Below are 26,934 nucleotides of genomic sequence, written 5' to 3'. Positions count from 1 at the left end.
CGTCAAGGCGCCCCGGCCCGCGCCAGCGCCCCGATCACGAGATCGCGCGGCAATGGCATCAGGGTTGCGGTGCGCGTCCAGACGATCGCGATGTCCTGCGCGTGGTCCGGAAAGACCTGCGCGAGCGCCGCGGCATAGGCGCCCATCTGGCGAAGAAGGCCCTCGGGCACCTCTTCGGGGCGGGCGGGCACAACCGCGTTCGTCTTGAAATCGACGGCGGTCATACGGCCGGGCGCGATCAGCAGGCGGTCGATCGTGCCGTGCACCCGCCGCCCCCCGAGTTCGGCGAGCGCCGCGCTGACGGGCACCTCGGCCAGCGCCCCGGGCGCGAAGAGCGGCGCGAGCGCGGGCGCGTCCAGCACGGCGCGCGCCTCGGCCAGAAGCGCGGCCACCTCGGAGGCCGGCGCCGGCTCGGGCGGCCGCGCGAGCAGCCGTTCGGCCAGGATCTGCCAGTCCGCGCGGGGCGCCGCGGGCAAATGCTCGAGCAGGAGGTGCAGCCGCGTACCCCTGACCTTCGCGGCCGTCTCGTCGAGCCCCGCCTCGCCGGGAAGCGCCTTGGCGCCGCCGAGATCGGAAGGCGACAGGGTCTCGGGCGGCGGCGACGCCACCGGCGCGGTGCGCGTGGCCCAGCCGGGCAGCGCGGGCGGCGTGGTCGGCGCCGGAAGCTTCGCGCTCTCGGGCGCGTCCCATGCCCCGTGCCGCAGCCGCAGCCCCGGCGCTTCGGCGTCCTCGAAGCCGAAGTCACGCACCTCCGCCCCGAGCCGTTCGAGGCCCGTGCGCACCTGGTCGTGCCAGGCCCGGCCGTCCTTGCCGAGTTCGCCACCCGCGGCCACGATCAGCCAGCTTTCCGCCCGGGTCATGGCGACGTAGAGAAGGCGGTCGCGCTCCGCCTCCTGGGCGGCGATGGCGGCCTCCCGCGCGGCGCGCAGACGGTCCGGGGCCGCATCCGCCGGCATCGCCCAGAGCACGTCGCCACCGTCCGCGACAAGCCTGTCGCGCAGGCGGATATCCCGCTTGCCGCTGTCGGGCAGGATCACGACGGGCGCTTCCAGCCCCTTCGCGCCGTGCACCGTCATGACCCGGATGCGGTCCCCCGCGGCATCCATCTGGCGCTTTATCTCCTGATCATCGGCCTGCATCCACTGCAGGAAACCTGTCAGGCTCGGCACTTCGCCGCGCTCGTAGGCCAGCGCCTGTCCCAGCAGGGCGTCGATCCCGTCCTGCGCCTCGGGTCCGAGCCGCCCGATCAGGCGGCGCCGGCCGTCGTGGCGGATCAGGATACGCTCGATCAGGTCGTAGGGGCGCAGGAACTCCGCCTCCGCCATCAGGTCGTCGAGGATCGCGTAGGCCTCCGGGAACTCCGTCCGGCGCCGCGTCAGCGCCTGCCAGAGATGCCGCTCGTGGCGGCGATGGGCGAGGTCGAAGAGCTCCTGCTCGGACAGCCCGAAGAGCGGCGAGCGCAGCGCGGCGGCGAGCGAAAGGTCGTCCTCGGGCAGGTCGAGCACCTGCAGCACGGCGCCGAGATCGCGCACGGCGAGTTCCGCGCCGAGCTTCAGCCGGTCCGCGCCGGCCACCGGCAGGCCGCGCGCCTTGCAGGCGCCGATGATCTCGTGGAAGAGTTCGGAGCGGCGCTGGACCAGCACCATGATGTCGCCGGGCCGCACCGGTCCGAGGCGCCAGCCCGGCGCGCCCTTGGCCGCCCGGGCCACCGGCGCGCGGCTCTCGATCATGTCGTGGATCGCGTCGGCGATGCGCCGGGCGAGCCGCACGGCGTGATGCGCCTCGCCCGTGCGGTCCACGGGCGCGTACCACGGTTCCTCCTCGGGCTTCTCCGCCCTGGGTACGACGGGCCAGAGGTCCACGCGCCCCGGCATGTCCTTCTTGAAGGCGATATGCGGCTCGCCCCCGGAAAACCCCGCCTCCACGCGCCCCTCGAAGGTCGCGTCGACCGCGCGCAGGATCGCCGGCGAGGAGCGGAAGGAGTGATCGAGCGTCAGCGACTGGAGCGGGCGATCCGACCCCCGGAGCCTGCGCGCAAACTCCGCCTGCATCCGGTCGAAGGCGCCCGGATCCGCACCCTGGAAGGAATAGATCGACTGCTTCTTGTCGCCAACCACGAAAAGGCTGCGCCCGGCATCGGGGCGTGCGCCCTCGCCCGCCGTGAACTCCCGCGCCAGGAGCTCGATCACCGCCCACTGCTCGGGGCTCGTGTCCTGCGCCTCGTCCACGAGGATGTGGTCGAGCCCCCCGTCGAGACGGAAGAGCACCCAGTCGGCCACCGCCTCGTCCGAAAGCAGCCGCCGCGCATGCAGGATGAGGTCGTCGAAATCGAGCCATCCGCGGCGCTGCTTCTCCGCCTCCAGCGTCTCGAGGAACGGCCGCGCGAAGGCGTGGAGCGCATGCGTACGCCGCGCGGCCTCGAGCGCGAGCCGGGGCTCGCGGGCGGCCTCGACCCGCTGCATGAACGCCTCGAGCGCGGGCATGTGCGGCGCGAAGGCGCCGTTCTGGACGCGTTTCGTGGGAAAGCTGCCGATCTTCGCGGCGAAGGGCGCCCTGGCCCCGGCGCCGTAGAGAAAGGCATCCTCGAGCGCGGGCAGCGACGCGAGGCCGAGGCTGTCGATGGCGGCGAGCCTCTGGCCCGCCTTCTCGTCGTTGCCGCCGCTTTCGAGGAGCGCGGGGATCAGCGCGTCCAGAAGCGCCCGCTCGCCCCCGAGAAACACCCGGGCCTCGATCGACGCCGCGTCCGTTCCGGGGGGCAGGCCGAACAGCGCGAGCGCGTCGTCCCATCCCAGCGCGCGCACGAAACCCTCGCGGTGCTTCACGATCTCGGTGGTCAGCCCCTCGAGCGCGCCATCGTCCACCTGCCCGGCCAGCGTCTCCACCGCCGACGCGTCCGGGCCCTCGGCCATGCGTTCCACGATCTCGGCCCGCAGCAGCGCGCCGGCCCGGTCCTCCATCTCGGTGAAACCGGGGGTCACCCCCGCCTCCAGCGGGAACCGGCGCAGAAGCCCCGCGCAGAAGGCGTGGATGGTCTGGATCTTCAGCCCGCCGGGCGCCTCGATCGCCCGGGCGAATAGGGTGCGGGCCCGGCGCAGGCGCGCACGGTTCAGCCGGCCCTCCTCTCCCAGTTTCGCGAGTTCGTCGCGCAGCGCTGCGTCCTCCAGCATGGCCCATTCGCCGAGCCGTTCGAAAAGGCGGTTCTGCATCTCGCTCGCCGCCGCCTTGGTGTAGGTCAGGCAGAGGATGCTCTCCGGCGCGGTGCCGCCGAGCAGAAGACGCGCCACCCGGTCGGTGAGCACGCGGGTCTTGCCCGATCCGGCATTGGCGGCCAGCCAGGTGGAGAAGTCCGGCGCGGCGGCCTCCACCTGCCGCTGGCTGGCGGCGTCGCGGCGGCTCATGCCAGGTTCTCTGGAAGGGGGTCGTCGGCGTCGTCCCATTCGCCGAATCGGGCGAGATGGTCGTACTCGCCGTCCATTCGCTCGCTCTTGACCGCGTGGCGCGACGTGAACCCCTTGCCGGGATCCTGGAAGAGCGCGACGAGGTCGCGGAGGCGCGCCCACACCTCCGCCGGCGGCTCGGCGTCGAGGGGGGCCGAGACCTCTTCGGGCTTCGCGCCGAGCCCGACGAAGGCTGCCCCCGCCACCGGCGCGGGACCGAGCGCCTCGAACGCGCCGCGTTCGGCCATGGCGGCGGTGAGCAGAAGCTGCTTGTCGAACGCGGCCTGCTCCTTCGCGGAGGGCGGCGTCCCGGTCTTGTAATCGTAAAGCCAGAGCGCCCCGTCCTCGCCCCGATCGATCCGGTCGGCCCGGGACGAGAGGGTGAAGCCCAGATCCGTGATCTCTGCCGCGCCCCTGGCTTCGAACGCCACGGCCCGGGCGCGGGCGCGGCGCGTGGCCTCCGTCCTGACGAACCACGGCGCGACGCGGGCGAGGCGCGCCAGCCAGAAGGTCCGGGTGGACGCCCAGGGCAACGCGTCCCGCAACACCTCCCGCACCACGGAGAGCAGTTCGGCCTCCGTCATGCGTTCGGGCGCATCCACGCGGTCGCGGACGAAACGTTCCAGGACCGAATGCGCGACGATCCCGCGCAGGAGCGCGTCGGGCGGGCGGTCGAGCGGGTCGAGGGGCCGCAGCCGAAGCACGTGGCGCGCGTAGATCGCGTAAGGGTCGCGGATGAGCTTCTGGATCTCGGTGACGGACAGCCGCGCGGGCCGGGCGTCTGCCGGCGGGCGAGGCGAGGGACGGTGCGCCGGCGCTGCGGGCGGGGCCTCGTCTAGGCGCGCGGCCAGCGCGAGCCAGTGTTCGCCGCGCGCCCGCATCGCCGCGAGCGCCGCGTCGCCCCCCTGGTGCGGAAGCCCGTTCATCAGGTTGGTCAGCCGGTTGAGCCAGCGCGACGGCACGGTCTGCGCGCCCTCGTCCTTGACCGACCGGGTCAGCCAGACCTCCTGCGCGCCCACCGCCTGCTGGAAGTCGTGCGCGGCCAGCCCGATGCCGCGCTCCGGCGACAGGAGGCCGGCCCGCTGCCGCATCGCCCTGTTGAGCCAGGGATCGGGCGCAACCGGTTCCGGCCACGCGCCCTCGTTCAGGCTGCTGAGGATCAGAAGCTCGGCGCCCTGCACCCGCGCCTCGAGCGTGCCCCAGATGCGGATGTGGGGATGCGCCTCCTCGCCGTCGTGCACCTCCTCGCGGCCCAGCACCGAGGACAGCAGGCGGCTGTAATCATGGGCGTCGATGTGGCCCGCGCGATCCGCCTCCGCGGCGAGCTCGTCCATCACCGCGCGGGCCTTCCGCCCGGCGTCCCGATCCCAGAGACCGCCGGCACCGGGCCTGTCCGGCCCGGCGGCGAGCGCTTCGGCGAGGTGCAGGTGCGCGCGCACGCGCTCGGACAGCGGCCGGGGGCCCGGAGCGTCGCGTCCGCAGGCCGTATCGGCAAGCCACGCCGCCCATCCCGTCAGCCCGTCGAGCGACCGCGCCTCGGCGAAGGCCGAAAGGCGGCGCGGCTCCGGGTAGGGCACGCCCTCCCGGCGCAGATGCAGTTCGAGTTCGCGGGTGAAGAGAAGGTGGCGGTTGCGGTCCGCGCCCGAATGGGTGAGCGGGTGTTTCAGAAGCGCCAGCAGCCCCCCCGCCGTCAGCCGCCCCTCGAAAAGCCCGGCCACCAGCCGCAGGAAACGCCCGGGCGGCGAAAGCGGCAGCGGCTGGCCCGCGCTGTCGTCGGGCATGATGCCCCAGCGCGCGAGCGCCGCCGTCACCTGGCGCGTCAGCGTGCGGTCCGGCGTGATGAGGGCCGCGCGCTGCCCGTTCTCGGCCGCCTGCCGCAACCGCAGCGCGATGGCCGCCGCCTCCTCCCGCTGGCCGGGCGCTTCCAGCAGGGTGACGCCCTCGGCCGCCGGACTCAGCTCGCCCAGACCCGGCCCGTCCGACAGCCACTGGTCGGTCACCGGGGCGGGGCGCAGCGCGAGCGAGACGAGGCGGTTCCGCGCGGCGTTGGGCTCTGGCATGTCGTGCCAGCGCGCGACGTCGCCGGGCGCGAGGCCGAGCGCGGTCATCAGCGGCCGGAAGCGGTATTGCGGGTGATCCTCCTCGGGGCGCGGGCCTTCGTCCATGTCCGCCCAGACCGCGTCGGGCAGCGTGAAATCGAACCCCGGCAACACCACCGCGCCCTGCGGCAGCCGCGCCACCGCCTGCATCAGCATCGCCGTCGCGCCGCGCGAGCCGGTGGATCCCGCCACGATGACGGGGTGGTCGGGCGGCGCGGCCTGCCAGCGGGACACGGTTCGCGCGATCACGTCGCGCTGGCGGCTTCCGGCATCGGGCGGCACGTCCGCCTGCCCGATATAGGTTTCGGCGATCTTCAGGAACCGCAGCGCGCGTTGCCAATGCCCCGACTGGTCCGACACGTCGAGCCCCATCACCGTGGCAGGGGCGACCCCTTCGGCGCCCATTTCGTCCATCAGGTCGGCGAGGCTGTCGGCAAGGTCGTAGAGCGCGTCGCGCGGGGCGACGCCGGGCTCGCGCTCGATCAACGCCGCGATGAGCTGCACCAGTTCCAGCCGCCGGCGGAGCGGCGGCGCGGCGGGCGGGACATGGGCGAGATCCGCGACCTCTCCCAGGTCGGTGACGAGGCGGATGCGGGGCAGAAGCCGCGCCGGCCCCGCGTCAAAGATCTCGCGCAGGCGCCGGGCCATGCGGCGGGTGTTCACGATGACCTCCACTCGCGCCATCGCCTCGGGCGGCGCGCCGGCGAGCCGCGCCTCGAGCCCGGCCACCAGCGCGGCGGGAAAATCGACGCCGGGGGGCAGGCCGAAGAGACGCGGATCCTCAGGCGCGAACATCGCGACCCTCCAGCATGGCCTCTGCAAGCGCGATGCCCTCGGGGCGGCCCACGTCGCACCATCGGCCCGGATAGGCCAGCGCGTGGAGACGACCCGCCGCGAGGATCCGGTCCCACAGCAGGTTGAGCGAGAACGCGGTGTCGCGGATGGCGTGCAGCCCCGCGGGATCGACGATCTGGGCGCCGGAATAGACGAGGCCGGGGCCCCGCGTCGCGGACCCGTCAGGCGAGATCGCGAAATCCCCGTGCCCCGCGTGGCCCAGCGCGCGCTCCGGCGGCACGCAAAGCAGAAGCGCGTCCATCCGGGCCGGGTCCCATGCCTCGCGCAGAAGCGCGAGCGGGTTCGGCCCGTCCCAGACGGCGTCGGTGTTCATCGTGAAGACCGGGCCCGGGCCGAGAAGCGGCAGCGCCGCGCGCAAGCCGCCCCCCGTTTCGAGGATGTCGGGCGCCTCGACGGAGAGGCGCACCCCGCGCGGGGCGAGATGCGCCTCGAGCGGGGCAGGCAGGTAGTGGAGGTTGGCGACGACGCGGCGCGCGCCGATCGCTTCGGCGATGTCGAGCGCGTGATCGATCAGAGGCCGGCCGGCGACCTCGATCAGCGGTTTCGGCCGCTCCGCGGTGAGCGCGCCCATGCGCGTGCCGAAGCCCGCGGCGAAAAGCATCACGGCGTCGGGCATGGCCGCCTCAGCGTCTCGAGATGGGCGGGGGACGGCGGCGGAAGCGCCCCGTCGAGCGCGGCCGACAGGGTGGCGAGGGCGGGACGGGACAGGTCCGCCTGCAGATGGGCCCAGACCCTCGGCAGCAGACCGAGGTACCCCGGCTTGCCGTGCACCCGCGCCAGCCGGGCGAAGACGCCGAGGATGCGCAGGTTGCGCTGCACCCCAAGGACGGCCATCGCGGTGCCGAATGCCTCCGCCTGCGTACCGGTCGCGTCGAGGTAGGCCCGGCGCGCGGCGTCGGCGGCCGCGGGGCTCACGTCGCGCCGGGCATCTGTGAGCAGCGAGGCGAGATCATAGGCCGGGTGGCCCGCGATCGCGTCCTGGAAATCCAGCAGCCCGATGCGCGCAGCCTCGTCGCGCTCGGGAAGCCAGATCAGGTTCTCGGCATGGAAATCGCGCAGGACGAGAACGGTCGCCGCGTCGGCGTGCCGTGCGAGCAGGGCCTCCAGCGCCTGCACGGCCTGCCGGCGCCGCGCGTCGGGCATTTCGGGGGCGTATTGCGTGAACGCGGGGTCGGTCATCGCGGCGAGCCGCGCGGGTGTGGCGGGGTCCACCCGGTCCGGCGGGGCGTGGCGATGAAGCGCCGCCAGCGTCCCGGCCGCGGCCGCATAGAGCCGGGGCTCGGCCGCGGGCTCGGCCGCCGCGACCTTCCCGACAAGCGCGTCGCCCAGGTCCTCGAGCAGCAGGAGCCCGCCCGTCTCGTCCGCGGCGAGAATGCGCGGCGCGCTCAGTCCGAGGCCGAGAAGATGCCGTGCGATCCATCGGAACGGGCGGACGGTTTCGCCGGTGGCGGGGTCGGCATCCATCAGGACCGCGCCCGCGCCGTCCGCGCGCCGCAGCCGGGCGTAGCGTCGGGCCGAGGCGTCGCCGGCGAGCGGCCGCGCCTCGGCGTCCTCCCAGCCGGCCACGGCCAGAAAGGCGGCGATGCGGCGGGCCCGATCAGCCATGCACCCGCTCCGCGAGACCCTCGAGCCGCGCCGCCCAGCGCGGATCCTCCCATGTCAGCGTGAGCTCGCGGTCGCTCTCGCCCGGCCCGGGCGCGAACCGGATGGCGAGCGCGTCCGCCGGTGCGGCGTCGCCCAGGCGGTCGGGCCATTCGACAAGGCAGATGGCGGTGTCGAACGCCTCCTCGAGGCCGAGTTCCGCGATCTCGGAACTGTCCGCCAGCCGGTAGAGATCCGCGTGCCAGATCTCGCCGCTGCGGCCGGCATAGCTTTGCACCAGCGTGAAGGTGGGCGAGGGGATATCCTCCGGCGCGGTGAGCAGCGCCGCGATCAGGCAGCGCGCGAAATGCGACTTGCCCGCGCCGACCGGACCCGTGAGGAGCACCGCATCGCCCGGCGCGAGGCGCGCGCCGAGAGCTTCGGCGAAAGCGCAGGTCGCCTCTGGCGAGGATGCGTGAAAGGACAGGGGGCTGCGGCTCATCGGGCCGAGACTATCGCGCCCGCCCCCGGCCGCAAGCGCAGATCAGCCCACATCCGCGGTGCGCTGCCCGCCGGTGGCGGGCCGGTCGGGCGCGGCAAGCAGGCGGCGCGGGTCGATGCCGAAGCTCACGACCGCCGCGCCGCCGCCGAGAGGGCGCACGCGGACATCGAGCCGCGGCCCGTCGCGATGCACCGCCGCCTCCCGCCACGACGCCGTCCGCGCCCCGGCCGAAAGCGCGGCGGCCAGCCCGTCCCAATCCGGACCCGGGCGGCAGGCCGTCTGCCAGAGGCGCAGCGCCTCGGCGGCGGTGGTGTCGCGGATGCGGGCGTCCGGGTTCACCGCCCAGAGCCGACGGTAGGCGCGGTTCGTGAAGACGATCACGCCCTGTGGCGAGAAGACGGCGAGCGCCTCCTCGAGGGCATCGAGCACGGCCTGCCCGAGTTCGATTTCCGTGCGGAACCGGCGGGTCAGGGATACCTCGGCGGTGATGTCCTCGAACAGGAACGCCACGGCGCCGTCCGGGTGGGGCCGTCCCGTCACGCGATAGGTCAGTCCCGAGGGCAGGCTCCAGCTCTCGGCGCAGCGCCCGGTGGAGGCGGCGGTGGCCAGCGCCTCGGTCGCCTCGCGCCAGGAGCCGTAATCCTTGGGCTCGGGCATGATGCGGCGCTCGCGCAGCTGGTCGAAGAAGGTGGCGAGCGCCGGACGCGCGCTCAGCAGGTCGGCGGGCATCCCGGTCAGATCGAGAAGCGCCGGGTTGAAGAGGACGAGGCGCCTCTCGCGGTCGAAGACGGCCAGGCCGATCGAAAGCTCCGCAAAGATCTTCGTCAGGGTCTGCACGAACTGGCGCTGCGCCGCGGCGCTCGCCACCGCGGCGTCCACGTTGGTGGCGAAGTGCACCCATTCGCCGCCCGCCGGCACGGTCCGGATGTCGAACCAGTGGATCGGCGTTCCGTTCGGGCGATTGACCGCATGGCGCGCCGGCGGGTCGCCCGGGGCGGGCCGCGGCAGGTCGAAGAGCCTGGGTGGTACGGCCCCCTCGGCCCAGCTTCGGGTCTGTTCCGCAAGGGCAAGATAGGCGCGGTTCGCCCAGACGACGCGGCCGGTCGCGTCGGTGCGCCAGCAGGGGTCGGGCGCGTGGGTGGTGGCATGGCGCAGCGTCGCGCAGTCCAGCCGCGCGAGAGCGAGGCGGTGCCGGTCCGAGGCGTCGATCTCGGGCTCCTCGATCTCGACGCGCAGCACGCCGCCCTGGCGCTGCAACACGAGGCAAGCGTCGTCTTCCTCGTCCGCCGTGGGTAGCCGCGTCCCGCCCTCGGGCACCCCGTCGGGGGTCTCGGGGAAGGCGGGGAAGCGCGGGCCGAGGCAGGCGCGCAGCCGCGCCCAGTCATCCAACGCCGCCGCGTCCCGTGGAAGAAGCGCGAGCGCCGGCGCGCTGGCGTCGGCGATGTCGGGCCCCTCCATCAGGAACACGACCGCCTCGCCGTGGGGATCGGCGACAACAACGGCGTCGTCGCGCGAAACCCTGGGCACGAGCCACGCCCCGAGAAGCGCGGCGGCAAAGCTGCCCAGGGCGATCGCGGCGAATGTTGCGGCGTCGGGCATGGCCCGTCGGCCTCCGACAGCTGGTGGCGACGCGGCAAGCCTGATCGGAGAATGGTTAACGAAGTGTAAAGGCCGCGGCGCCCGTCACGCCTCGATGGGCCGGTTGGGCCCGGCCGACGGCACCGGATCCTCGCCGCTGCGCGCATCGATCTTGCGCCGTGGCCAGCTCACCTCGACCACCGCGCCGGACCGCTCCGGCCGTCGTTCGCGCGGTGCGGCCTGGTCCGCGCCGTTGGCGAAGCTGAGCTGCGCGCCCGTGCGCTCCAGCAGCGTCTTGGCGATGAAGAGACCAAGGCCCATGCCCTCGTATTGCGGGCGCGCGACGAGGTCCCGCACGCTCCGGCGGCGGCGCATGAAGGGCTCGCCGATCCGTGCCAGCACCTGCGGCGGGAAGCCGTCGCCGTCGTCCATGATCCGGACCGAGATCCAGTCGGCGCTCCAGCGCGCCTCGACCCAGACGGTGTCGTGCGCGAAGTCGACGGCGTTCTGGACCAGGTTCCGCAAGCCGTGGATGATCTCGGGCCGGCGGTGGATCGCGGGGGGCAAGGGCTCGGCGCCGGCGCCGAGGGACTGTTCGAACACGATCGTCTTGCCGCGGTTCTGGTGCGGCTCGACCGCCTCACGAAGCACCTCGGTCAGGGGCGCCTGCCGCAGGTGCAGGTCTTCCTTCCCGGCGCGCCCCATGGAGCGCAGGATGTCGCGGCATCGGTCGGCCTGCGCGGCGATCAGCCGCGCGTCCTCCGAGAGTTCGGGATTGCGGGAGAGTTCCTCGGCCAGTTCGCCGGCGGCCAGCTTGATGGTCGCCAGCGGCGTGCCCAACTCGTGCGCGGCGGCGGCCACGACGCCGCCCAGGTCGGTCAGCTTCTGCTCCCGGGCGAGGGCCATCTGCGTGGCCGTCAGCGCGTCGGACATGGCGTGCATCTCCTGCGCGACGCGCCGCGAGTAGATCGACAGGAAGGCCAGCGCGATGATCAGCGCGGCCCAGACTCCGAAAAGGTAGAGCGGCGGCATCTCGAGCGCGGCGCCGTCCGGCAACCGAAGCGGCACGTGCCAGGCGGCCAGCGCCGAGACCACGGTCATCGCCACGGCGGCGAGAAAGAGCGTGGAGCCGAGCGCCAGCACCGACGCCGACACCGTGACGGGGCCGAGCAGCAGCAGGGCGAAGGGATTGTGGAGGCCGCCGGTCAGCGCGAGTAGCAGCGCGAGCTGCAGGATGTCGAAGAGCGCCATCAGCATCGTCTCGCGCTCCGACAGGCGCCGGTTGCCCGGAAAGACGAACATCGCGACCAGGTTGACGATGATCGAGGCCGAGATCACCAGAAGGCAGGGCCCGAGCGGCAGCACCAGACCGACATGCTCGCGGGCGATCAGCAGCGCCACCAACTGCCCGAAGATCGCCATCCACCGCAGCAGGATCGTCGTGCGCAGGCGGATCCAGTCGCGCCGCCGTCGCCCGGGCAGCATGGTCAGCGAGGTGTCGGTCATCTGCGCTTTCCTGCCGCTTGCATCCGCCCCTGCAATCATTAGGTCTCATGACGAAAGCTTCAACTTCGGAGACGCGTCCCGCGGGCGCGAAGATGGTCATGATGCGATGGATTACGCTTGCCGCGGCCGGTGTGGCTGGTCTCGGCCTCGGGCTGGTGTTTCTGGTGGGCGGCGACAGGGTCACGGGCTCCACGAGCGGCGAGGGCGACAGGTTCGCGCAGTGCCGTGGCGCGCAGGTCGCAGGGGGCTCGGGCCAGATCGGCGGCTCCTTCGAGCTCGTGAACGCGGCCGGGGAAACCGTGACCGACACGGACGTCATCACGAAGCCGTCGCTGCTCTACTTCGGCTACACGTTCTGCCCCGATGTCTGCCCGCTCGACACGGCGCGGAACGTCGCGGCGGTGGAGATTCTCGAAGAGCGCGGGCACATCGTCACCCCGGTCTTCATCTCGATCGATCCCGAGCGCGACACACCGGAGGTGGTCGGCGCCTTCGCCGAGAACCTGCATCCCCGCATGGTGGGGCTCACCGGCTCGCCCGAGCAGGTGAAGGCGGCAAGCCAGACCTTCCGCACCTACTACAACAGGCAAGCGAGCGACGACCCCTACTACCTGGTCGATCACTCCACCTTCACCTACCTCGTGCTGCCCGGCCACGGCTTCGTGGAGTTTTTCCGGCGCGATGCGGGGCCCGAAGACCTGGCCGACCGGGTGCAATGCTTCGTCGAGGCGATGTGAGCGGCGTTTGACCCCTGCATGGTGACGGCCTAAGTGTTGCCTCATGTTGGATATGCCGGAGGCCGAAGTGGCCGACACCCAGACACTCGATCTTGGCCCCGACCGCACGCTGCTGCTCGTCGACGATGACGAATCGTTCCTGCGTCGGCTGGCCAAGGCCATGGAAAAGCGTGGTTTCGACGTGCGGACCGCCGAAAGCGTGGCGGACGGTCGCGCCGCCGTGGCCGGGGACGCGCCCGCCTACGCGGTGATCGATCTTCGCCTTGGCGATGGCAACGGGCTCGACGTGGTCGAGGATCTGCGCAAGGCGCGGCCCGATGCGCGGATCGTGGTGCTGACGGGCTACGGGGCCATCGCCACCGCGGTCGCGGCCGTGAAGATCGGTGCGACGGATTACCTGTCGAAACCCGCGGACGCGACCGACATCGTCAACGCGCTTGTCGCCGGCGACGAGGATCTGCCCCCGCCCCCCGAAAACCCGATGAGCGCCGACCGCGTGCGCTGGGAACATATCCAGCGGGTCTACGAGCTTTGCGATCGCAACGTGTCGGAAACCGCGCGGCGGCTCAACATGCACCGCCGCACCCTTCAGCGCATCCTGGCCAAGCGGAGCCCGCGTTGAGCGTCGTGCGCCCGGCCGTCGCGTTGCTTATGGCCGGAGCGCTCGCCGCCTGTGCGCCGGTGGCGCCGCAGCCGCCCGCCGGCGCGCAGCTGCGGTTGTCGTCAAGCGGGCTCGACGTTGCGGGCACCGGCCTCGAGGTCGGATTCGGCCGTACACAGGAAAGCGCCACGGACACGCTGCGCGACATACTCGGCTCCCCCGCCCCGCCGCAACGCTCGGTCGCCTGCGCGGGCGTGCAGACGGTGCGCTGGGCCGAAGAGGGCCTCGCGCTCCATTTCGCGCGCGACGCTTTCGTCGGATGGGAGGCGGTTCCCGCGCCCCGGCCGATCCCGACCGCAAGCGGTCTTCGCGCCGGCGGCCCGGCTCCGGGCGGCGCGGGGCTCGGCCCCTTCGAGCGCGACGGGATACGCGGCCTTTCCGGGCCGGACGGCGAGATTTCCCGGCTCTGGGCCGGGCGCGACTGCCCGACGGGCGGCGTCGGCTAACCAAGCGCCTCGAGGAGGTCCGCGTGCCGCCGCCTGTAGGCGGTACGAACCTCCACGGGCGGGCGCGGCCGGATCACGATACCCTCGATCAGGCCGGCGTCGGGCCGGCCGAAGAAACGGTCCGCCTCGCGCGCGTCGAAGCCCGCGATCTGCGTCGCCTCGAGCCATGCGCTCACCCGGTCGGCGCGCTTGATCTGCTTCTTCAGTTTCGCGCCGCATTCCGCCTGCAGGCCGAAGCGCAGGTGGATCGCCGCCTGAAGCCGCGCCTCGAGCGCGCCATACCCCGGCCCCACGGCGGATTTGACCGGAGAGATCATGTCGCCGATCACGTATTCCGGCGCATCGTGCAGAAGCGCGGCGAGGCGCGCGGCTGGCCCTGCCCCGGGATGCATCCGGGCGAAGAGTTCCTCGACCAAGAGCGAATGCTCGGCCACCGAATAGGGCCAGTCGCCTTCGGTCTGGCCGTTCCAGCGCGCGACGAAGGCGAGGCCGTGGGCGATGTCCTCGATCTCGATGTCGACAGGCGTCGGATCGAGAAGGTCGAGCCGGCGGCCCGAGAGCATTCTTTGCCAGGCGCGGGGCGGGGCTTTCGGCATGGCGCGGTCCCGGATGAACGGATCGCCGCTCTCCTAGCAGAGCGGCCGGCCGCTCCGCCAGACCCGCGCCGCGCGGGCGGATCGGCCCCGCGGCTTCGGGCGGCGACATGTCGCGCCGGTGGCGCCGTGTTTCCGGTATTTCAGCCAATTCGATCCGATCTTTCGGTATTGCGCCGGTCCGCGGGGCCTCCGAACGGCGTTGCGGGCCCCCGGGCGCGTTGAACATGGCCGGCACGGTCGCTATAGCGATAGCCGACAGCCAGCCATCAAGCAGGAGCCGCCCCGTGGCCAAGGACTACATCGTCAAGGACATCTCGCTTGCCGGCTACGGCCGCAAGGAACTCGACATCGCCGAAACGGAGATGCCGGGCCTCATGGCGCTGCGCGAGGAATACGGCGCGTCGAAGCCGCTCGCCGGGGCGCGCATCGCCGGCAGCCTGCACATGACGATCCAGACCGCCGTGCTGATCGAGACGCTGACGGCGCTCGGCGCCGAAGTGCGCTGGGCCTCCTGCAACATCTTCTCCACCCAGGATCACGCCGCCGCGGCCATCGCCGAGACGGGCACGCCCGTCTTCGCCGTGAAGGGCGAGACGCTGGAGGAGTACTGGGACTACTGCGACCGCATCTTCCATTTCGAGGAGGGCGGCGCGAACATGATCCTCGACGATGGCGGCGACGCCACGCTCTACATCCTCATGGGTGCCCGCGTGGAGGAAGGCGAGGAGGATCTCATCGCCGTGCCGACCTCCGAGGAGGAGGAGGCGCTTTTCGCCCAGATCCGCAAGCGCATGGCCGAAAGCCCCGGCTGGTTCACGAAACAGCGCCACATGATCAGGGGCGTGACCGAAGAGACCACCACGGGCGTCAACCGGCTCTACAAGATGATGGAGAAGGGGCACCTGCCCTTCCCGGCGATCAACGTCAACGACAGCGTCACCAAGTCGAAGTTCGACAACAAGTACGGCTGCAAGGAAAGCCTCGTGGACGGCATCCGCCGCGCCACCGACACGATGATGGCGGGCAAGGTGGCGGTCGTCTGCGGATACGGCGACGTGGGCAAGGGCTCCGCGGCCAGCCTGCGGGGCGCGGGCGCCCGCGTGAAGGTGACCGAGGTGGATCCGATCTGCGCGCTCCAGGCCGCGATGGACGGCTTCGAGGTCGTGCTGCTGGAAGACGTCGTCTCGAGCGCGGACATCTTCATCACCACCACCGGCAACAAGGACGTCATCCGCCTCGAGCACATGCGCGACATGAAGGACATGGCGATCGTCGGCAACATCGGCCATTTCGACAACGAGATCCAGGTCGCGGCGCTGAAGAACCACAAGTGGACCAACATCAAGGACCAGGTGGACATGATCGAGATGCCGGCGGGCAACCGGATCATCCTTCTGTCCGAAGGGCGTCTGCTGAACCTCGGCAACGCCACGGGGCATCCGTCCTTCGTGATGTCGGCCTCCTTCACCAACCAGGTGCTCGCGCAGATCGAGATCTGGACGAAGGGCGACCAGTACGAGAACAAGGTCTACGTCCTGCCCAAGCACCTCGACGAGAAGGTGGCGCGTCTGCACCTCGAGAAGATCGGCGCGAAGCTCACCCCGCTCGATCCCGAGCAGGCGGCGTACATTGGCGTGACGCCCGAAGGTCCCTTCAAGCCCGAGCATTACCGCTACTGAGGGCATCCCGTCCCGGGCGCCCCGCGCAAGAAACGTCTTGAGGTGACGTTGCGTGAGGGTAGACTGGCGCCAGGCCGGCGGTTTGCCCGCAGCGGCGTGTTGGGACAGGGAGTGTTTTCGGATGGGACGAAGAGAGGAACTGATCGAGGTCTACGCCGACGATCTGAAAAAGAAGTGCGGCGTGACGCCGGACATGGACCTTCTGACCAAGGTCACGATCGGCTGCGGCCCGGCGATCTACGACGCGGACGCGTCCACGGTTGCCTCGAGCCAGCCCGGGGAACTCGAGACGGTGAAGCAGAACTTCCTCGTCAAGAAACTCGGCCTCAAGGACGGTCCGGAACTCGACGATGCCATCCAGAAGGTGATCGAAACCTACGGCGCCTCGGAGCGCAACAAGTATCGTGCCGTGGTCTATTATCTACTGACCAAGCATTTCGGCAAGGAAGCTGTCTACGCCTGATCGCCCGATCCGGGCAATTCTAGGCACTTCCGGTTTGCGCCGCGCCCCTGACCGGCGCTATTCTGTCGGTAGAGGCCAGAATGGCCGGAACCGACAGGACGCATGTCTGGTGTGTGGGAGCACCGGGAGTGGCGGAGGGTTCCGGCGTGGCCGGCCCTCCGTTTTCCGTGTCAGGACTCCGGGTCCGCCTCACCCATCTTGCAGACACGGCGCCATTCCGCCGCCGACACGGGCTGGACCGACAGGCGCGGGTTCTTCACCAGCACCATCTCAGCCAGCCCCGGGTCGGCCTTGATCTCGTCCAGCGTCACGGGCCGGGGAAAGGGGGCCACGGCCTTCACGTCCACGCAGTCCCAGCGCGGGTCGTCGCTGGTGCTGTCGGGATGCGCCTCGGCGATCACCTCGACGATGCCCACCACCGCCTTGTCGGTCTGCGAGTGGTAGAAGAATCCGCGATCGCCCACCGTCATCTCGCGCATGAAGTTGCGCGACTGGTAGTTTCGCACGCCGTCCCATTCCTCGCCGGCGTCCCCCTTGGCGAGCTGGTCGTCCCAGGACCAGGTGTCGGGTTCCGACTTGAAGAGCCAGTAACGCATCTCGCCTCCTATTCCGCGCGCAGCGGCCGCGCCAGAAGCATGTCCATCGCCTGCGTCACGTCAAGCCGCCCCTCCAGTAAGGCGACGACGGCTTCGGTGATGGGCATCTCCACCCCGAGCCGCGCGGCGCGCTGGGCCACCGCGCGGGCGGTTGCCGCGCCCTCCACGGTGACCGCCGGGTCGAACGCGTCCCCCCGCCCCAGCGCGAGCCCGCGCCGGTAGTTCCGCGAGCCTTCGGAGGTGCAGGTGAGCGCGAGATCGCCGAAACCCGAAAGCCCGGCGAGCGTTGCCGGGTCGGCCCCCTGCGCCACCGCCATGCGGTTCATCTCGGCGAAGCCCCGCGTCATCACCGCCGCGCGCGCGCTTTCGCCCAGCCCGGCCCCGATCGCGGCGCCGCAAGCGATGGCGATGACGTTCTTGAGCGCGCCGCCAAGCTCCGCTCCCACTATGTCGGCGGTGCGGTAAAGCCGCAGCGCGGGCGTCGAGAGCAGCGCCTGCAGCGCCTCGCCCGCCGCCTTGTCGGCGCAGGCGAGCGTGAGCGCCGTCGGTAGCCCGCGCGCGATGTCATGGGCGAAGCTCGGTCCCGTGAGGATGGCGGCGGACGCCCCGGGCAACGCCTTGGCCAGAACCTCGGCCGGGCCCAGCGTCGTGCCGAGTTCGACCCCCTTGCAGCAGGCGACGAGGCGGTGCGGGGCAAGCGTTTCCGCCTCGGCTTCGACCAGCCCGCGCAGCGCCTGCATCGGCACGGCGAGCAGGATCGCCTCTGCCCCCGAAAGCGCGGCGACGTCCGCGACGGGCGACAGGCCCGGTGGCAGGGCGTGACCGGGAAGGTGGCGGCGGTTCTCGCGCGCCTGCGTCATCGCGGTCACGTGTGACGGGTCGCGCGCCCAGAGACGCACCCCGCGTCCCGCACCTGCAAGCGCGATGCCGAGCGCGGTGCCGAACGCGCCCCCGCCCGCGATGCCGATCATGCCTTGGCCCCCTTGCGCCCACCGCCGAGCAACCCGGCCCGCCCCGGATCGAGCGGCCAGCGCGGCCGCGCGGCAAGCTCCATCCCGTCGCGCCGGCCGGCGCGGTAAAGTTCGAGCCCGGCCCAGGCGATCATCGCCGCGTTGTCGGTGCAAAGCGCGAGGGGCGGCGCGACGAAGCGCGCGCCGGCGTCGCGCGCGACCCGCTCGATCGCGGTGCGTATCGTGGCGTTCGCCGCGACCCCACCCGCCACGGCGAGGGAGGGGGCGGCGGGCGTCTGTGCGAGATGGGCGTGAAGCGCCCGCCGGGTCTTTTCGGCCAGCACCTCGGCGACCGCCGCCTGGAACCCGGCGCAGAGATCCGCGCGTTCGGCGCGCGTCAGCCCGCCCTGCTGCGACACCAGCCGGTCGCGCGCGCGCAGCACGGCGGTCTTCAGCCCCGAGAACGACATGTCGCATCCCGGCCGGTCGAGAAGCGGGCGCGGGAAATCGAAGCGCGCCGGATCGCCCGCCGCGGCCTCCCGCTCCACCGACGGCCCCCCGGGCTGGGGCAGGCCCAGCAGGCGCGCCACCTTGTCGAACGCCTCGCCCGGCGCGTCGTCGATGGTGCCGCCGAGCCGGTGGAACGCCTCCACGCCGCGCACCTCCAGAAGCTGGCAGTGCCCGCCCGAGACGAGAAGGATCAGATATGGGAACGCCAACCCGTCGGTCAGGCGGGGCGTCAGCGCGTGGCCCGCGAGGTGGTTCACGGCGACGAGCGGCAGACCGGCCCCGGCGGCGATCCCCTTCGCGCACATCACCCCGGCCAGGACGCCCCCGATGAGGCCCGGACCGGCCGTCACCGCCACGGCGTCCATCTGCCCGAGCGTGAGCCCCGAAACCGACAGCGCCTCCGTCACGCAGAGGTCGAGCCGTTCCGCGTGCGCCCGGGCGGCGATCTCGGGTACGATGCCGCCATAGGCCGCGTGCAGCTCGCCCTGTCCCTTCACGACGGAGGCGAGGATTTCGGGCCGATCATCCGCACGTTGCCGCACGACCGCGGCAGCGGTATCATCGCAACTGCTTTCCAGCCCCAATATGGTGAGCTGATCCGCCACAACGCCTCCCGATGCTTCGGAACGCTCTCCCGTAGCACCGTGCCCGCGTCCGAACAATGGCCCGCCCATGCCGCCCCCGCCCGTCCTTTTGCTGACCCGGCCCCATGACGCCTCGGAGCGATTCGCGACCGAGCTTTCGCGGATCCTGGGCGACGCCGCGCCGGAGGTCTGCATCTCGCCGCTGATGCGCGTCGATTTCGCGGGCCGGCTGCCCGGCATGGCCGATGTTGCGGCGCTGGTCTTCACCTCGGCCAACGGGGTCCGCGCCTTTGTCGCGGCGGGCGGGCCCCGCGGCCTGCCTGCCTTCGCCGTGGGCGAGGCGACGGCAGAGGCGGCGCGCCGCGCGGGCATCTCCGCGCAGCCCGCGGGCGGCGACGCGCAGGCGCTCGTGGCGCATGTCGCGGCGCGGCGGCCCGCGGGGCGCATCGTGCATGTCCGCGGCGAGCATGCCCGGGGCGATGTCGCGATGCGGCTTCGTGCGGCGGGGCTTCGCGTGGAGGAGGCGGTGCTTTACCGCCAGGTGCTCTTGCCCTTCACGGATCGGGCCCGCCGCGTCCTGGCAGGGCGCGCGCCCGTCGTCGCGCCGCTTTTCTCGCCGCGCACGGCCGAGCAGTTCGCGCGGCAGCATCGCGGCGGCGCGCCGCTCTGGCTCGTCGCGATGAGCGAGGCCGTGGCCGGGCGGGTGAGCCATCTTCCGGCCCGCCGCATCGCCGTGGCGACGCGGCCCGACGCCCCTTCCATGCTGAAGGGCGTGGCGCAACTTATTGAAAGCGCCGTGCGGCTTGAGAGCGATGAGGGTGCCGGGTAAGGTCGCCCCCGGCGACAGTGCAGCCGAACGAGAATCGAAAGGTGGGTGAGACGTGGCAGACCGGGACAAGACGCGGAAGCCCTCCGAGACCGAAGACGAGGACAAGGCCGCCGCGACGGTCGACGGCTCCGAGCCGGAGCAAGGCGAAGACGGCGCCGAAAACGACAGCGCCCGGGACGAGGACACCCCCGACCGCGCGGAACACCCGGGGGCCTACGAACCCGACGCCTTTCCCGAAGGCGAGGACGCGCCCGCCGCGATGTCGGATGCCGGCCCCGGCGCGGTCGAGGATGACGCACCGGACACCGGCGCGGCCCCGGATGCCGAGGCCGGGAGCGGAGAGGCGCCGCAGACCGGAACGGCCGACGATGAACCCGACGAGGCGCCGCCCGCGCAGCCTTGGGGCGGCGGCGAGGAGTCGCAGCAGGAAGAGCCGGAAGACACCGCCGATGACGCGGACCGGACCGGCGCGCCCGTCGCCGAGGCCGCGGGGGGCGCCGCCGCCGGCGCGGCGGCCGGAGCCGCCGCCGCCAGCGCGAGCGCGGACGACGAGGCGCGATCGTCCCGCGAGACGCGGTCGGCGCCCGCGACGCGCGAAACGATCGTGCGGAAGGGCGGTTTCTGGCCCATGCTTTTCGGCGGGGTCGCCGCCGCCGCGCTGGGGTTCGGCGCCGCGCAGGTCATCGACCCCGAGGCGCTGGGCCTGCCGGGACGGGACGACACCGAACTGGAAGACGCGCTTGCCGCGCAGTCCGACCGAATCGCGGAGCTGCGCCAGCAGCTCGCGGCGCTGAGCGACGACGCCCCCGATATTTCGTCTCTCGACGCGCGGCTGGAGGAGATGGCGGGCGCCATCTCCGGCCTGCAATCGGATCTGACGGGCCTTTCCGACGAGGTGGCGGCGCTGTCGTCCTCCGCCGCGCGGATCGACGAGATCGCCGCACGGCTGGGCGACATCGACGCACGGCTTGCCGAGGTCGAGAAGCGCCCCGCGGCCGAGAACGTCGAAGCCAGCGTGATCGCGGCGTATGAGCGTGAACTCCAGGCCTTGCAGGAGTCCGTGGCGGCGCAGCGCGCCGAGGTGGAGCGGATGGTGGAAGAGGCCACCGCCCGCGAGGCGGACGCCGCCGAGGCCGCACGCCGTGCCGAAGCCGTGTCCGCGCTCGCGCGGATCGTGTCGGCCATCGATGCCGGGCAGCCATATGACGCCGCGCTCGACGCGCTTTCGGACGGGCTGGACGAGCCTGTGCCCGAGGGCCTTGCCGCCGCCGCCGCCGACGGCGTGGCCCCGCTCGCCGCCTTGCAGGACGCCTTTCCCGACGCGGCGCGGGCGGCGCTCGCCGCCGCGCGGAACGCCGAGGCGCCCCCCGAGGATGCCGGTGGGCGGCTGATGAACTTCCTGCGTGACGAGCTTGGCGCGCGGTCGACCACCGCCCGCGAGGGCGACGACGCCGATGCGGTGCTGTCGCGCGCCGAGGCCGCGGTGCGTGCCGGCGAGCTTGGTGCGGCGCTCGAGGAGCTCGCGGCGCTGCCGGAATCCGCCCGGGCCGAAATGGCGGCATGGGAGGAGCGCGCGCGCGCCCGCGTCGCCGCCACCTCCGCCGCGGACGCGCTCGCGCAGCGCCTGAACGAGGAATAGCCGCATGCTCTGGTCCCTTATCAAGATCCTGCTTTTCGTCGCCGCCGTGGCCGGTCTCGCCTATGGCGCGACCTGGCTTCTGGACGCCGAGGGCGGGGTTCAGATCACCGTGGCGAATACCGAGTTCACCCTCGGCGCGTTGCAGTCGGCGATCGCGCTGCTTCTTCTCGTCGTGGCGCTCTATGTCGTGCTCAAGCTGGTCTCGCTCCTGGTGGCGACGCTGCGGTTCATCAACGGTGACGAGACGGCGATCAGCCGGTATTTCACCCGCAACCGGGAAAAGAAGGGCCTGCGCGCCGTGAGCGACAGTCTCATGGCGCTGGCCGCGGGGGACGGGCAGGCGGCGATTTCCAGCGCGCGTCAGGCGCGCAAGTATCTCGACAAGCCCGAACTGACCAACATCCTCATCGCCCAGGGCGCGGAAGCCGCGGGCGATGCGAAGGTCGCCGAGGCGACCTACAAGAAGCTCGTTGCCGAGGAGCGGACCCGCTTCGTCGGTCTGCGCGGAATCCTCAAGCAGAAGCTCGCCGCGGGCGATACCGACACCGCCCTGAAACTCGCGGAGCGGGCCTTCGCGATCCGTCCGCGCAACGAGGAGATGCAGGATACGCTTCTCAAGCTTCAGGCCGAATGCAAGGACTGGGCCGGGGCGCGCAAGACGCTGGCCGCCAAGCTGAAGCATGGTGCGATGCCGCGCGACCTGCACAAGCGCCGCGACGCGGTGCTCGCGCTTTCCGAGGCGAAGGAAGTGCTCGACGAGGGGAGCGACATCAAGGCGCGCGAGGCCGCGATCGAGGCCAACCGCCGCTCGCCCGACCTCATTCCCGCCGCGGTCATGGCGGCGCGCGGCTACATCGAGAAGGGCAAGCCGCGCTATGCCGCGCGTCTTCTGAAAAAGGCGTGGGGCGTGCGGCCCCATCCGGATCTCGCCGCCGCCTTCGCCGAGATCGCCCCGGACGAGACGCCGGCGAAGCGCCTGAAGCGCTTCGAGGAGCTGGTGCAGACCAATCCGGGGGACCGCGAGTCGAAGCTTCTGAAAGCGGAGCTTCACATCGCGGCCGAGGATTTTCCCGCGGCGCGCCGCGCGATCGGCGACCTGGTCGAGACGGATCCGGACACGCGCGTTCTGACCACGATGGCGGCGATCGAGCGGGGCGAAGGCGCGCCGGACGAGGTCGTGCGCGGCTGGCTGGCGCGCGCGGTCACCGCGCCGCGCGGCCCGCAATGGGTGTGCGACAACTGCCATGCGGTTGCAGCCGACTGGGGGCCTATCTGCCACAACTGCGGCGGCTTCGACACGCTGAGCTGGAAACGCCCGCAAGAGCCGGAGCAGACGGCGGCCTCGACCGAGGCGATGCTGCCGCTGATCGTGGGCCATGGCGCCCGCCGGGAGGACGTCGCGGAGGCCGAGGTCCTGCCCGCCGGGTCCGGGCAGTCCGATCGCGCCCGGGATGCCGGCTCCGCGAACGAGGCGGAGGAGGCCGGAAAGGGAGAAACCGTCGAGGCCGAAGCTGCGGACGAGACGCGAAAATAGCCCTTTTCGCCCGCGCCACCCGGTGCTAAGAGCCACGCCCACGGCGCCGGTGTAGCTCAGCTGGTAGAGCACGTCATTCGTAATGATGGGGTCGGGGGTTCGAGTCCCTTCACCGGCACCACCCATCCCCGTCACCTGTCGCCCGAGGTGCGACGCCATGGCTGCGCATGACCGGGAAGACATCGTTCTCGCCGGGGCGAGCGGTCGGGTCGGGCGCCTTCTGCGCCGGGCGTGGAGCGTCGCGCCGGGGCCCGGCGCCGGGATCGTTTCGACCGCCCGGCGGCCTGGTCCCGGCGCGCTCGCCTGGGATCCCCTCGAAGCGCCGGGCGCATTGCCTCGCCTGCTCGCGGGGCGCGCCTCCCGCGTCGCCGCCATGGTTGTCCTGACGGGCATCACGCCAGGGCCGGGGGCCCGGCTGGATCTCAACGCGCCGCTGGCGCGCGGCAGTCTGGACGGGGCACGGGCGGCGGGGATCGAACGCGTGCTTTTCGCCTCCTCCGCGGCGGTTTACGGACCCGGTGGCGGCAGGCGCCCGTTCTCGGAGCAGGACCCGCCCGCGCCGGCGACCGCCTATGGCGCGGCCAAGCGGGATGCCGAAGCCGAGGTCGCGCGCTTTCGGGATCTCGGCATGGAGGTCGCGATCCTGCGCATCGGCAACGTTCTGGGCGCGGACGCGCTGATGCGCAGCGCGGAAAACGCCACGCCCGATGCGCCGCTCGCCCTCGACCGCTTCGCCAGCGGGCACGGCCCGGTCCGGAGCTATATCGGCCCCCTCGGGCTCGCCCGGGTGATCGCCGCGCTCGCCATGCATCCCGGGCCGCTGCCCGATCTGCTGAACGTGGCCGCCCCGGAACCCGTGGCGATGGAGGATCTTCTGCAAGCGGCCGGCGTGCCGTGGCGCTGGACGCCCGCGCCCGGCGGCGCTCAGGAACGCGTTACGCAGGACTGCGCCCGGCTGACCGCACTTCTGCCCGGCCTGCCGCTCGCCGAGACCGCCGCGGCCATGGTCGCCGAAGGCGCCGCGTTGCCGCCCCTGCCGGCGGCATGAGGGATCACGCGCCGAACCCGGCGCGCCCCACGCCCTCGTAGGCCTCGAAGCCCGCGTCCCGCACGTCCTGCGGCGCGTAGACGTTCCTCAGGTCGGCCATGCGGGGCGCGGCCATCTGCCGTGCCAAACGCTTCAGGTCGAGCGCCCGGAACTCGTTCCACTCCGTCAGGATGACGAGAAGATCGGCCTCCTGCGCCGCCTCGTAGGCGTCTTCGACCCAGCTGACGCCGGGCAGCAGGGCCTCTCCCTCGCGCCGCCCCTGGGGGTCCGTCACCCGGACCCTGGCGCCGCCGCCCACCAGCGACGGCACGATGGTGAGGGCCGGCGCGTCCCGCATGTCGTCGGTGTTGGGCTTGAAGGTGACGCCCAGCACCGCGACCGTCTTGTTGTTGAAGCTGCCGCCGCAGAGATCGAGCAGCTTCTCGATCATCCGCCGCTTCACCTCCTCGTTGACCTTGATGACCGTCTCGGTGATCTGCATCGGCATCGCGTGTTCCTGCCCGATCCGGGCCAGCGCCCGGGTGTCCTTGGGAAAGCACGACCCGCCATAGCCCGGCCCGGCATGGAGGAACTTGTTGCCGATCCGGTTGTCGAGACCCATCCCGTGCGCCACCTGCTTCACGTCCGCGCCCACCCGCTCGCACAGCCCGGCGATCTCGTTGATGAAGGTGATCTTGGCGGCGAGAAAGGCGTTGGCCGCGTACTTGATCATTTCCGCCGACTCGAGGTCGGTGGTCAGGATCGGGAAGTCGCGCAGGTAGAGCGGGCGGTAGATCTCGGACATCACCTTCGCCGCGCGATCGGACTGAACCCCCACCACGACGCGGTCGGGGCGCATGAAATCGTCGATCGCGGCGCCTTCGCGCAGGAACTCGGGGTTCGAGGCCACGTCGAAGTCGAGCTCCGGGTTGGCGGCGCGGACCACCTGCCCGACCTGCCGGTTCGTTCCCACCGGCACGGTCGACTTGGTCACGATCACGACGTAGTCGCTGGCGACGCGCGCGATCTCTTCGGCGGCGGCCATGACATAGGTCAGATCCGCGTGGCCGTCGCCGCGCCGGGTCGGCGTGCCCACCGCGATGAACACCGCCTCGGCGCCCGCCACGGCATGGGCGAAATCGCGGGTGAAGGAAAGCCGCCCTGCCTCGACGTTGCGGGCCATGAGCTCGTCGAGCCCCGGCTCGTAGATCGGCACCTCGCCGCGTTCGAGGCGCGCGATCTTCTCCGGGTTCTTGTCGACGCAGACCACCTCGTGTCCGAAGTCGGAAAAACAAACGCCTGAGACGAGCCCGACATAGCCCGTCCCGATCATCGCAATCTTCATGGCCGCCCCTCGCTGTCGCGTCGGGGGCTTATGGGGCGAGGCCGCGCGGCGTGTCAACGACGGGTGAAACCCGTTCGTCGGGGCCGCGAGGCCTGCCGGTGGTCGCCCGTGGGGCCGGCGGCGGAAAGGTTCTGTTAACCAAGCACCCCTAGCATGGCCCGAGTCGCAGAAAGGGCGAACCCGGCTTGACACCTCTTACCCATGTCGCGTCGCTCGGCGGCAGCACGGCGTCCGTCTTCGGGGGCATCCTGGATCTCGCCTGGCTCTCGGTCGGCGGCCGTGACGTTCTCTACATGCTGAGCAGGCCGGACGGGGTCTGGCTCACGGCCTACGCCGCAGGGCCAGATGGCGCGCTCGGCGAACTCGGGCGCGCGGATATCCCGGGCCTTCCCGTTCCGGGCCTCTCCGCGCGGCTGGCCGTCGCGCCGGCAGGCGACGCGCCTTCCGTCTTCGTCTCGGGGCTCGCGGCGCCCGGGCTCGTCTCGGTGGCGCTCGACGCGAGCGGCGCGCCCATGGCCGCCGTCGCCGCCTCTTCCGGGACCGCAAGCCTCCAGGCCTTCCTTCCCGCAGGGAGCGGCATCGCCTACGCCGTGGATGCCGGGGCCGAGGCCATCGATGTCCTGCGCATGGGGCCCGACGGGGCCTTCGAGGCTTTCGGGCAGGTCCCCGCGCCGGGCGGTATCGGGGCGCTGGCTCTGGCGGACCATGCCGGCGCCCGTTTCCTGCTCGCCGCGGCGTCCGGCGAGGTGAGCCTGGCGAGTTACGCGGTGGCGGAGGACGGTTCGCTCCGCGTCGCAGACACGCTTCTTGCGGTGGACGGGCCGGGCATCGCCGCGCCTTCCGCGGTTGCCGCCGCGACGGTCGAGGACGCGACCTACGCCATCGTCGCCGGGGCGGGAAGTTCCAGCCTTTCGGTGCTGCGTCTCGACGCGGATGGCGGCATGACGGTCGCCGATCACCTGATCGACGACCTGACGACACGTTTCGACCATGTCGGCCAGCTGGCCGTCGCGACCACGGCGCAGCGGGTCTATGTCGCGGCGGCGGGCGGCGATGACGGGGTCAGCCTGTTCCGGCTGCTTCCGGGCGGCCGGTTGCTGCACCTCGCCACGCTCGAGGATGCGGCCGGGCGTGCGCTCGCCGATGTCGCCTCCCTCTCGCTCGGCGTCACGGTGGGCGGGCTGCACCTCGTCACCGCGAGCGCATCCGAGGCCACGATCGCCTGGCACCGGATGGAGCTTGATCCCGATGGCCTCACACTTCGCGCCGATCCGGCGGGCGCGCCGCTTGCGGGCGGGGATGGCGATGACCTACTGGCGGGCGGCAGCGGCGACGACCGGCTTTCCGGCGGGGCGGGCCGCGACATCCTGATGGATGGCCCGGGCGATGACACGCTTCTTGGCGGCCCCGGCGCCGACGTGTTCGTGATGGCGTGGGACGATGCGCCGGACCGGATAGAGGACTACGACCCGGCGGAGGACCGCATCGACCTCTCTGCCTGGCCGATGTTCCGGGACGCCTCGCAACTCTCCGTGACGTCCGTCGCCGGCGGTTCCGAGATCCGTTTCCGAGCCGAGACCCTGACCGTGTCGACCCGCGACGGCCGTGCGCTCGACGATGCGGCCGTCGCCGCGCTCACCCCGACGGGTGGATCGCGGTTTCTGCCGGCGTGGTTCGGACCCCCACCGGAAAATCCGCCGCCGCCGCCGGACGCTCCGGGCATCTCTTTCACGGGTACGGCGGCCGACGACATCATTCCGGGGTCCGACGGCGACGACAC

General features: G+C 72.0%; 21 protein-coding genes, 1 tRNA gene and 1 pseudogene. 11 read left to right on the top strand and 12 right to left on the bottom strand.

Features of this window, described 5'->3' with window-relative positions:
• Positions 1 to 2: 2 nt before the first annotated feature.
• The 7 genes from addA to regB all read right to left on the bottom strand — a co-directional run bounded on the left by addA (position 3) and on the right by regB (position 11,558).
• On the bottom strand, positions 3 to 3,398 hold the full coding sequence (addA, locus tag AB6A66_RS10500) for a double-strand break repair helicase AddA (RefSeq protein ID WP_371055846.1): 3,396 nt from the start codon (positions 3,396 to 3,398) through the stop codon (positions 3 to 5).
• Positions 3,395 to 6,331, bottom strand: coding sequence for a double-strand break repair protein AddB (gene addB / locus AB6A66_RS10495; RefSeq protein WP_371055845.1), 2,937 nt, complete (start codon positions 6,329 to 6,331; stop codon positions 3,395 to 3,397). The genes addA and addB overlap by 4 nt, the downstream gene beginning before the upstream one ends.
• Positions 6,318 to 7,007 carry a nucleotidyltransferase family protein gene (locus AB6A66_RS10490; protein ID WP_371055844.1) on the bottom strand — a complete coding sequence of 230 codons (690 nt, stop codon included), beginning with the start codon at positions 7,005 to 7,007 and terminating at the stop codon, positions 6,318 to 6,320. The genes addB and AB6A66_RS10490 overlap by 14 nt, the downstream gene beginning before the upstream one ends.
• The gene (locus AB6A66_RS10485) at positions 6,992 to 7,996 is read right to left on the bottom strand and encodes an aminoglycoside phosphotransferase family protein (protein WP_371055843.1); all 1,005 of its coding nucleotides are present in this window, start codon (positions 7,994 to 7,996) and stop codon (positions 6,992 to 6,994) included. The genes AB6A66_RS10490 and AB6A66_RS10485 overlap by 16 nt, the downstream gene beginning before the upstream one ends.
• The gene (tsaE, locus tag AB6A66_RS10480) at positions 7,989 to 8,474 is read right to left on the bottom strand and encodes a tRNA (adenosine(37)-N6)-threonylcarbamoyltransferase complex ATPase subunit type 1 TsaE (RefSeq protein WP_371038808.1); all 486 of its coding nucleotides are present in this window, start codon (positions 8,472 to 8,474) and stop codon (positions 7,989 to 7,991) included. The genes AB6A66_RS10485 and tsaE overlap by 8 nt, the downstream gene beginning before the upstream one ends.
• Positions 8,475 to 8,516: 42 nt before the next feature.
• Positions 8,517 to 10,073, bottom strand: a complete 1,557-nt coding sequence (locus AB6A66_RS10475; protein WP_371055842.1) for a PAS-domain containing protein — start codon at positions 10,071 to 10,073, stop codon at positions 8,517 to 8,519.
• Positions 10,074 to 10,157: 84 nt separating this feature from the next.
• Positions 10,158 to 11,558 (bottom strand): sensor histidine kinase RegB, encoded by a 1,401-nt coding sequence (regB, locus tag AB6A66_RS10470; protein ID WP_371055841.1) that lies wholly within the window; start codon positions 11,556 to 11,558, stop codon positions 10,158 to 10,160.
• 101 nt (positions 11,559 to 11,659) lie between these two features.
• Here regB and AB6A66_RS10465 point away from each other — a divergent pair, with 101 nt between their 5' ends.
• The 3 genes from AB6A66_RS10465 to AB6A66_RS10455 are packed head-to-tail and all read left to right on the top strand — an operon-like array spanning position 11,660 to position 13,402.
• Positions 11,660 to 12,295 (top strand): SCO family protein, encoded by a 636-nt coding sequence (locus AB6A66_RS10465; RefSeq protein ID WP_371055962.1) that lies wholly within the window; start codon positions 11,660 to 11,662, stop codon positions 12,293 to 12,295.
• A gap of 52 nt (positions 12,296 to 12,347) precedes the next feature.
• Positions 12,348 to 12,917, top strand: coding sequence for an ActR/PrrA/RegA family redox response regulator transcription factor (locus AB6A66_RS10460; protein ID WP_371055961.1), 570 nt, complete (start codon positions 12,348 to 12,350; stop codon positions 12,915 to 12,917).
• Positions 12,914 to 13,402 (top strand): hypothetical protein, encoded by a 489-nt coding sequence (locus tag AB6A66_RS10455; RefSeq protein ID WP_371055840.1) that lies wholly within the window; start codon positions 12,914 to 12,916, stop codon positions 13,400 to 13,402. The genes AB6A66_RS10460 and AB6A66_RS10455 overlap by 4 nt, the downstream gene beginning before the upstream one ends.
• On the opposite strand, the gene AB6A66_RS10450 is transcribed toward AB6A66_RS10455, so the two are convergent.
• On the bottom strand, positions 13,399 to 13,998 hold the full coding sequence (locus AB6A66_RS10450; protein ID WP_371055839.1) for an HD domain-containing protein: 600 nt from the start codon (positions 13,996 to 13,998) through the stop codon (positions 13,399 to 13,401). The genes AB6A66_RS10455 and AB6A66_RS10450 overlap by 4 nt on opposite strands.
• Before the next feature lie 284 nt (positions 13,999 to 14,282).
• Between AB6A66_RS10450 and ahcY the strand changes: the two genes are divergently transcribed.
• A complete protein-coding gene (gene ahcY / locus AB6A66_RS10445) occupies positions 14,283 to 15,677 on the top strand; it encodes an adenosylhomocysteinase (RefSeq protein WP_371038802.1) in 1,395 nt (464 codons plus the stop codon).
• A 121-nt stretch (positions 15,678 to 15,798) separates the two neighbouring features.
• On the top strand, positions 15,799 to 16,140 hold the full coding sequence (locus tag AB6A66_RS10440) for a DUF2853 family protein (protein ID WP_371055838.1): 342 nt from the start codon (positions 15,799 to 15,801) through the stop codon (positions 16,138 to 16,140).
• Positions 16,141 to 16,310: 170 nt separating this feature from the next.
• Here the strand turns inward: AB6A66_RS10440 and AB6A66_RS10435 are convergent, their stop codons facing one another.
• The 3 genes from AB6A66_RS10435 to tsaD are packed head-to-tail and all read right to left on the bottom strand — an operon-like array spanning position 16,311 to position 18,801.
• Complete coding sequence (locus tag AB6A66_RS10435; protein WP_371055837.1) at positions 16,311 to 16,736, bottom strand: EVE domain-containing protein; 426 nt, start codon at positions 16,734 to 16,736, stop codon at positions 16,311 to 16,313.
• 8 nt (positions 16,737 to 16,744) lie between these two features.
• Positions 16,745 to 17,707: an NAD(P)H-dependent glycerol-3-phosphate dehydrogenase gene (locus tag AB6A66_RS10430; RefSeq protein WP_371055836.1), complete on the bottom strand. Its 963-nt coding sequence runs from the start codon at positions 17,705 to 17,707 to the stop codon at positions 16,745 to 16,747.
• Positions 17,704 to 18,801 (bottom strand): tRNA (adenosine(37)-N6)-threonylcarbamoyltransferase complex transferase subunit TsaD, encoded by a 1,098-nt coding sequence (gene tsaD / locus AB6A66_RS10425; RefSeq protein WP_371055835.1) that lies wholly within the window; start codon positions 18,799 to 18,801, stop codon positions 17,704 to 17,706. The genes AB6A66_RS10430 and tsaD overlap by 4 nt, the downstream gene beginning before the upstream one ends.
• A 67-nt stretch (positions 18,802 to 18,868) precedes the next feature.
• On the opposite strand from tsaD, the gene AB6A66_RS10420 reads away from it, so the two are divergent.
• The 5 genes from AB6A66_RS10420 to AB6A66_RS10400 all read left to right on the top strand — a co-directional run bounded on the left by AB6A66_RS10420 (position 18,869) and on the right by AB6A66_RS10400 (position 23,830).
• Positions 18,869 to 19,609: a uroporphyrinogen-III synthase gene (locus tag AB6A66_RS10420; protein ID WP_371055834.1), complete on the top strand. Its 741-nt coding sequence runs from the start codon at positions 18,869 to 18,871 to the stop codon at positions 19,607 to 19,609.
• A gap of 52 nt (positions 19,610 to 19,661) precedes the next feature.
• The gene (locus AB6A66_RS10415; protein WP_371055833.1) at positions 19,662 to 21,248 is read left to right on the top strand and encodes a hypothetical protein; all 1,587 of its coding nucleotides are present in this window, start codon (positions 19,662 to 19,664) and stop codon (positions 21,246 to 21,248) included.
• Positions 21,249 to 21,252: 4 nt separating this feature from the next.
• A complete protein-coding gene (locus AB6A66_RS10410) occupies positions 21,253 to 22,782 on the top strand; it encodes a heme biosynthesis protein HemY (RefSeq protein WP_371055832.1) in 1,530 nt (509 codons plus the stop codon).
• 45 nt (positions 22,783 to 22,827) lie between these two features.
• Positions 22,828 to 22,903 (top strand) — tRNA-Thr (locus tag AB6A66_RS10405).
• Between the two features lie 36 nt (positions 22,904 to 22,939).
• A complete protein-coding gene (locus AB6A66_RS10400) occupies positions 22,940 to 23,830 on the top strand; it encodes an NAD-dependent epimerase/dehydratase family protein (RefSeq protein ID WP_371055831.1) in 891 nt (296 codons plus the stop codon).
• Positions 23,831 to 23,834: 4 nt separating this feature from the next.
• Here the strand turns inward: AB6A66_RS10400 and AB6A66_RS10395 are convergent, their stop codons facing one another.
• Positions 23,835 to 25,154 (bottom strand): UDP-glucose/GDP-mannose dehydrogenase family protein, encoded by a 1,320-nt coding sequence (locus AB6A66_RS10395; protein WP_371055830.1) that lies wholly within the window; start codon positions 25,152 to 25,154, stop codon positions 23,835 to 23,837.
• 185 nt (positions 25,155 to 25,339) lie between these two features.
• Between AB6A66_RS10395 and AB6A66_RS10390 the strand changes: the two are divergent.
• Positions 25,340 to 26,934, top strand: a pseudogene (locus AB6A66_RS10390) (hypothetical protein); the annotation flags it as partial.

Source organism: Rhodosalinus sp. K401 (assembly GCF_041365735.1).
Taxonomy (GTDB): Bacteria; Pseudomonadota; Alphaproteobacteria; order Rhodobacterales; family Rhodobacteraceae; genus Rhodosalinus.
The sequence above is the reverse complement of the archived record's forward strand: the minus strand, read 5'-3'. Positions and strand labels throughout refer to the sequence as shown.

Coding starts and splice junctions, on each gene's coding strand:
- AB6A66_RS10395 (WP_371055830.1), bottom strand. CDS start 25,154: ATGAAGATTGCGATGATCGGGACGGGCTATGTCGGGCTCGTCTCAGGC.
- AB6A66_RS10420 (WP_371055834.1), top strand. CDS start 18,869: ATGCCGCCCCCGCCCGTCCTTTTGCTGACCCGGCCCCATGACGCCTCG.
- addA (WP_371055846.1), bottom strand. CDS start 3,398: ATGAGCCGCCGCGACGCCGCCAGCCAGCGGCAGGTGGAGGCCGCCGCG.
- AB6A66_RS10410 (WP_371055832.1), top strand. CDS start 21,253: ATGCTCTGGTCCCTTATCAAGATCCTGCTTTTCGTCGCCGCCGTGGCC.
- addB (WP_371055845.1), bottom strand. CDS start 6,331: ATGTTCGCGCCTGAGGATCCGCGTCTCTTCGGCCTGCCCCCCGGCGTC.
- AB6A66_RS10450 (WP_371055839.1), bottom strand. CDS start 13,998: ATGCCGAAAGCCCCGCCCCGCGCCTGGCAAAGAATGCTCTCGGGCCGC.
- AB6A66_RS10465 (WP_371055962.1), top strand. CDS start 11,660: ATGCGATGGATTACGCTTGCCGCGGCCGGTGTGGCTGGTCTCGGCCTC.
- AB6A66_RS10400 (WP_371055831.1), top strand. CDS start 22,940: ATGGCTGCGCATGACCGGGAAGACATCGTTCTCGCCGGGGCGAGCGGT.
- regB (WP_371055841.1), bottom strand. CDS start 11,558: ATGACCGACACCTCGCTGACCATGCTGCCCGGGCGACGGCGGCGCGAC.
- tsaE (WP_371038808.1), bottom strand. CDS start 8,474: ATGAGCCGCAGCCCCCTGTCCTTTCACGCATCCTCGCCAGAGGCGACC.
- AB6A66_RS10485 (WP_371055843.1), bottom strand. CDS start 7,996: ATGGCTGATCGGGCCCGCCGCATCGCCGCCTTTCTGGCCGTGGCCGGC.
- AB6A66_RS10490 (WP_371055844.1), bottom strand. CDS start 7,007: ATGCCCGACGCCGTGATGCTTTTCGCCGCGGGCTTCGGCACGCGCATG.
- AB6A66_RS10430 (WP_371055836.1), bottom strand. CDS start 17,707: ATGATCGGCATCGCGGGCGGGGGCGCGTTCGGCACCGCGCTCGGCATC.
- AB6A66_RS10435 (WP_371055837.1), bottom strand. CDS start 16,736: ATGCGTTACTGGCTCTTCAAGTCGGAACCCGACACCTGGTCCTGGGAC.
- AB6A66_RS10475 (WP_371055842.1), bottom strand. CDS start 10,073: ATGCCCGACGCCGCAACATTCGCCGCGATCGCCCTGGGCAGCTTTGCC.
- AB6A66_RS10460 (WP_371055961.1), top strand. CDS start 12,348: ATGCCGGAGGCCGAAGTGGCCGACACCCAGACACTCGATCTTGGCCCC.
- AB6A66_RS10440 (WP_371055838.1), top strand. CDS start 15,799: ATGGGACGAAGAGAGGAACTGATCGAGGTCTACGCCGACGATCTGAAA.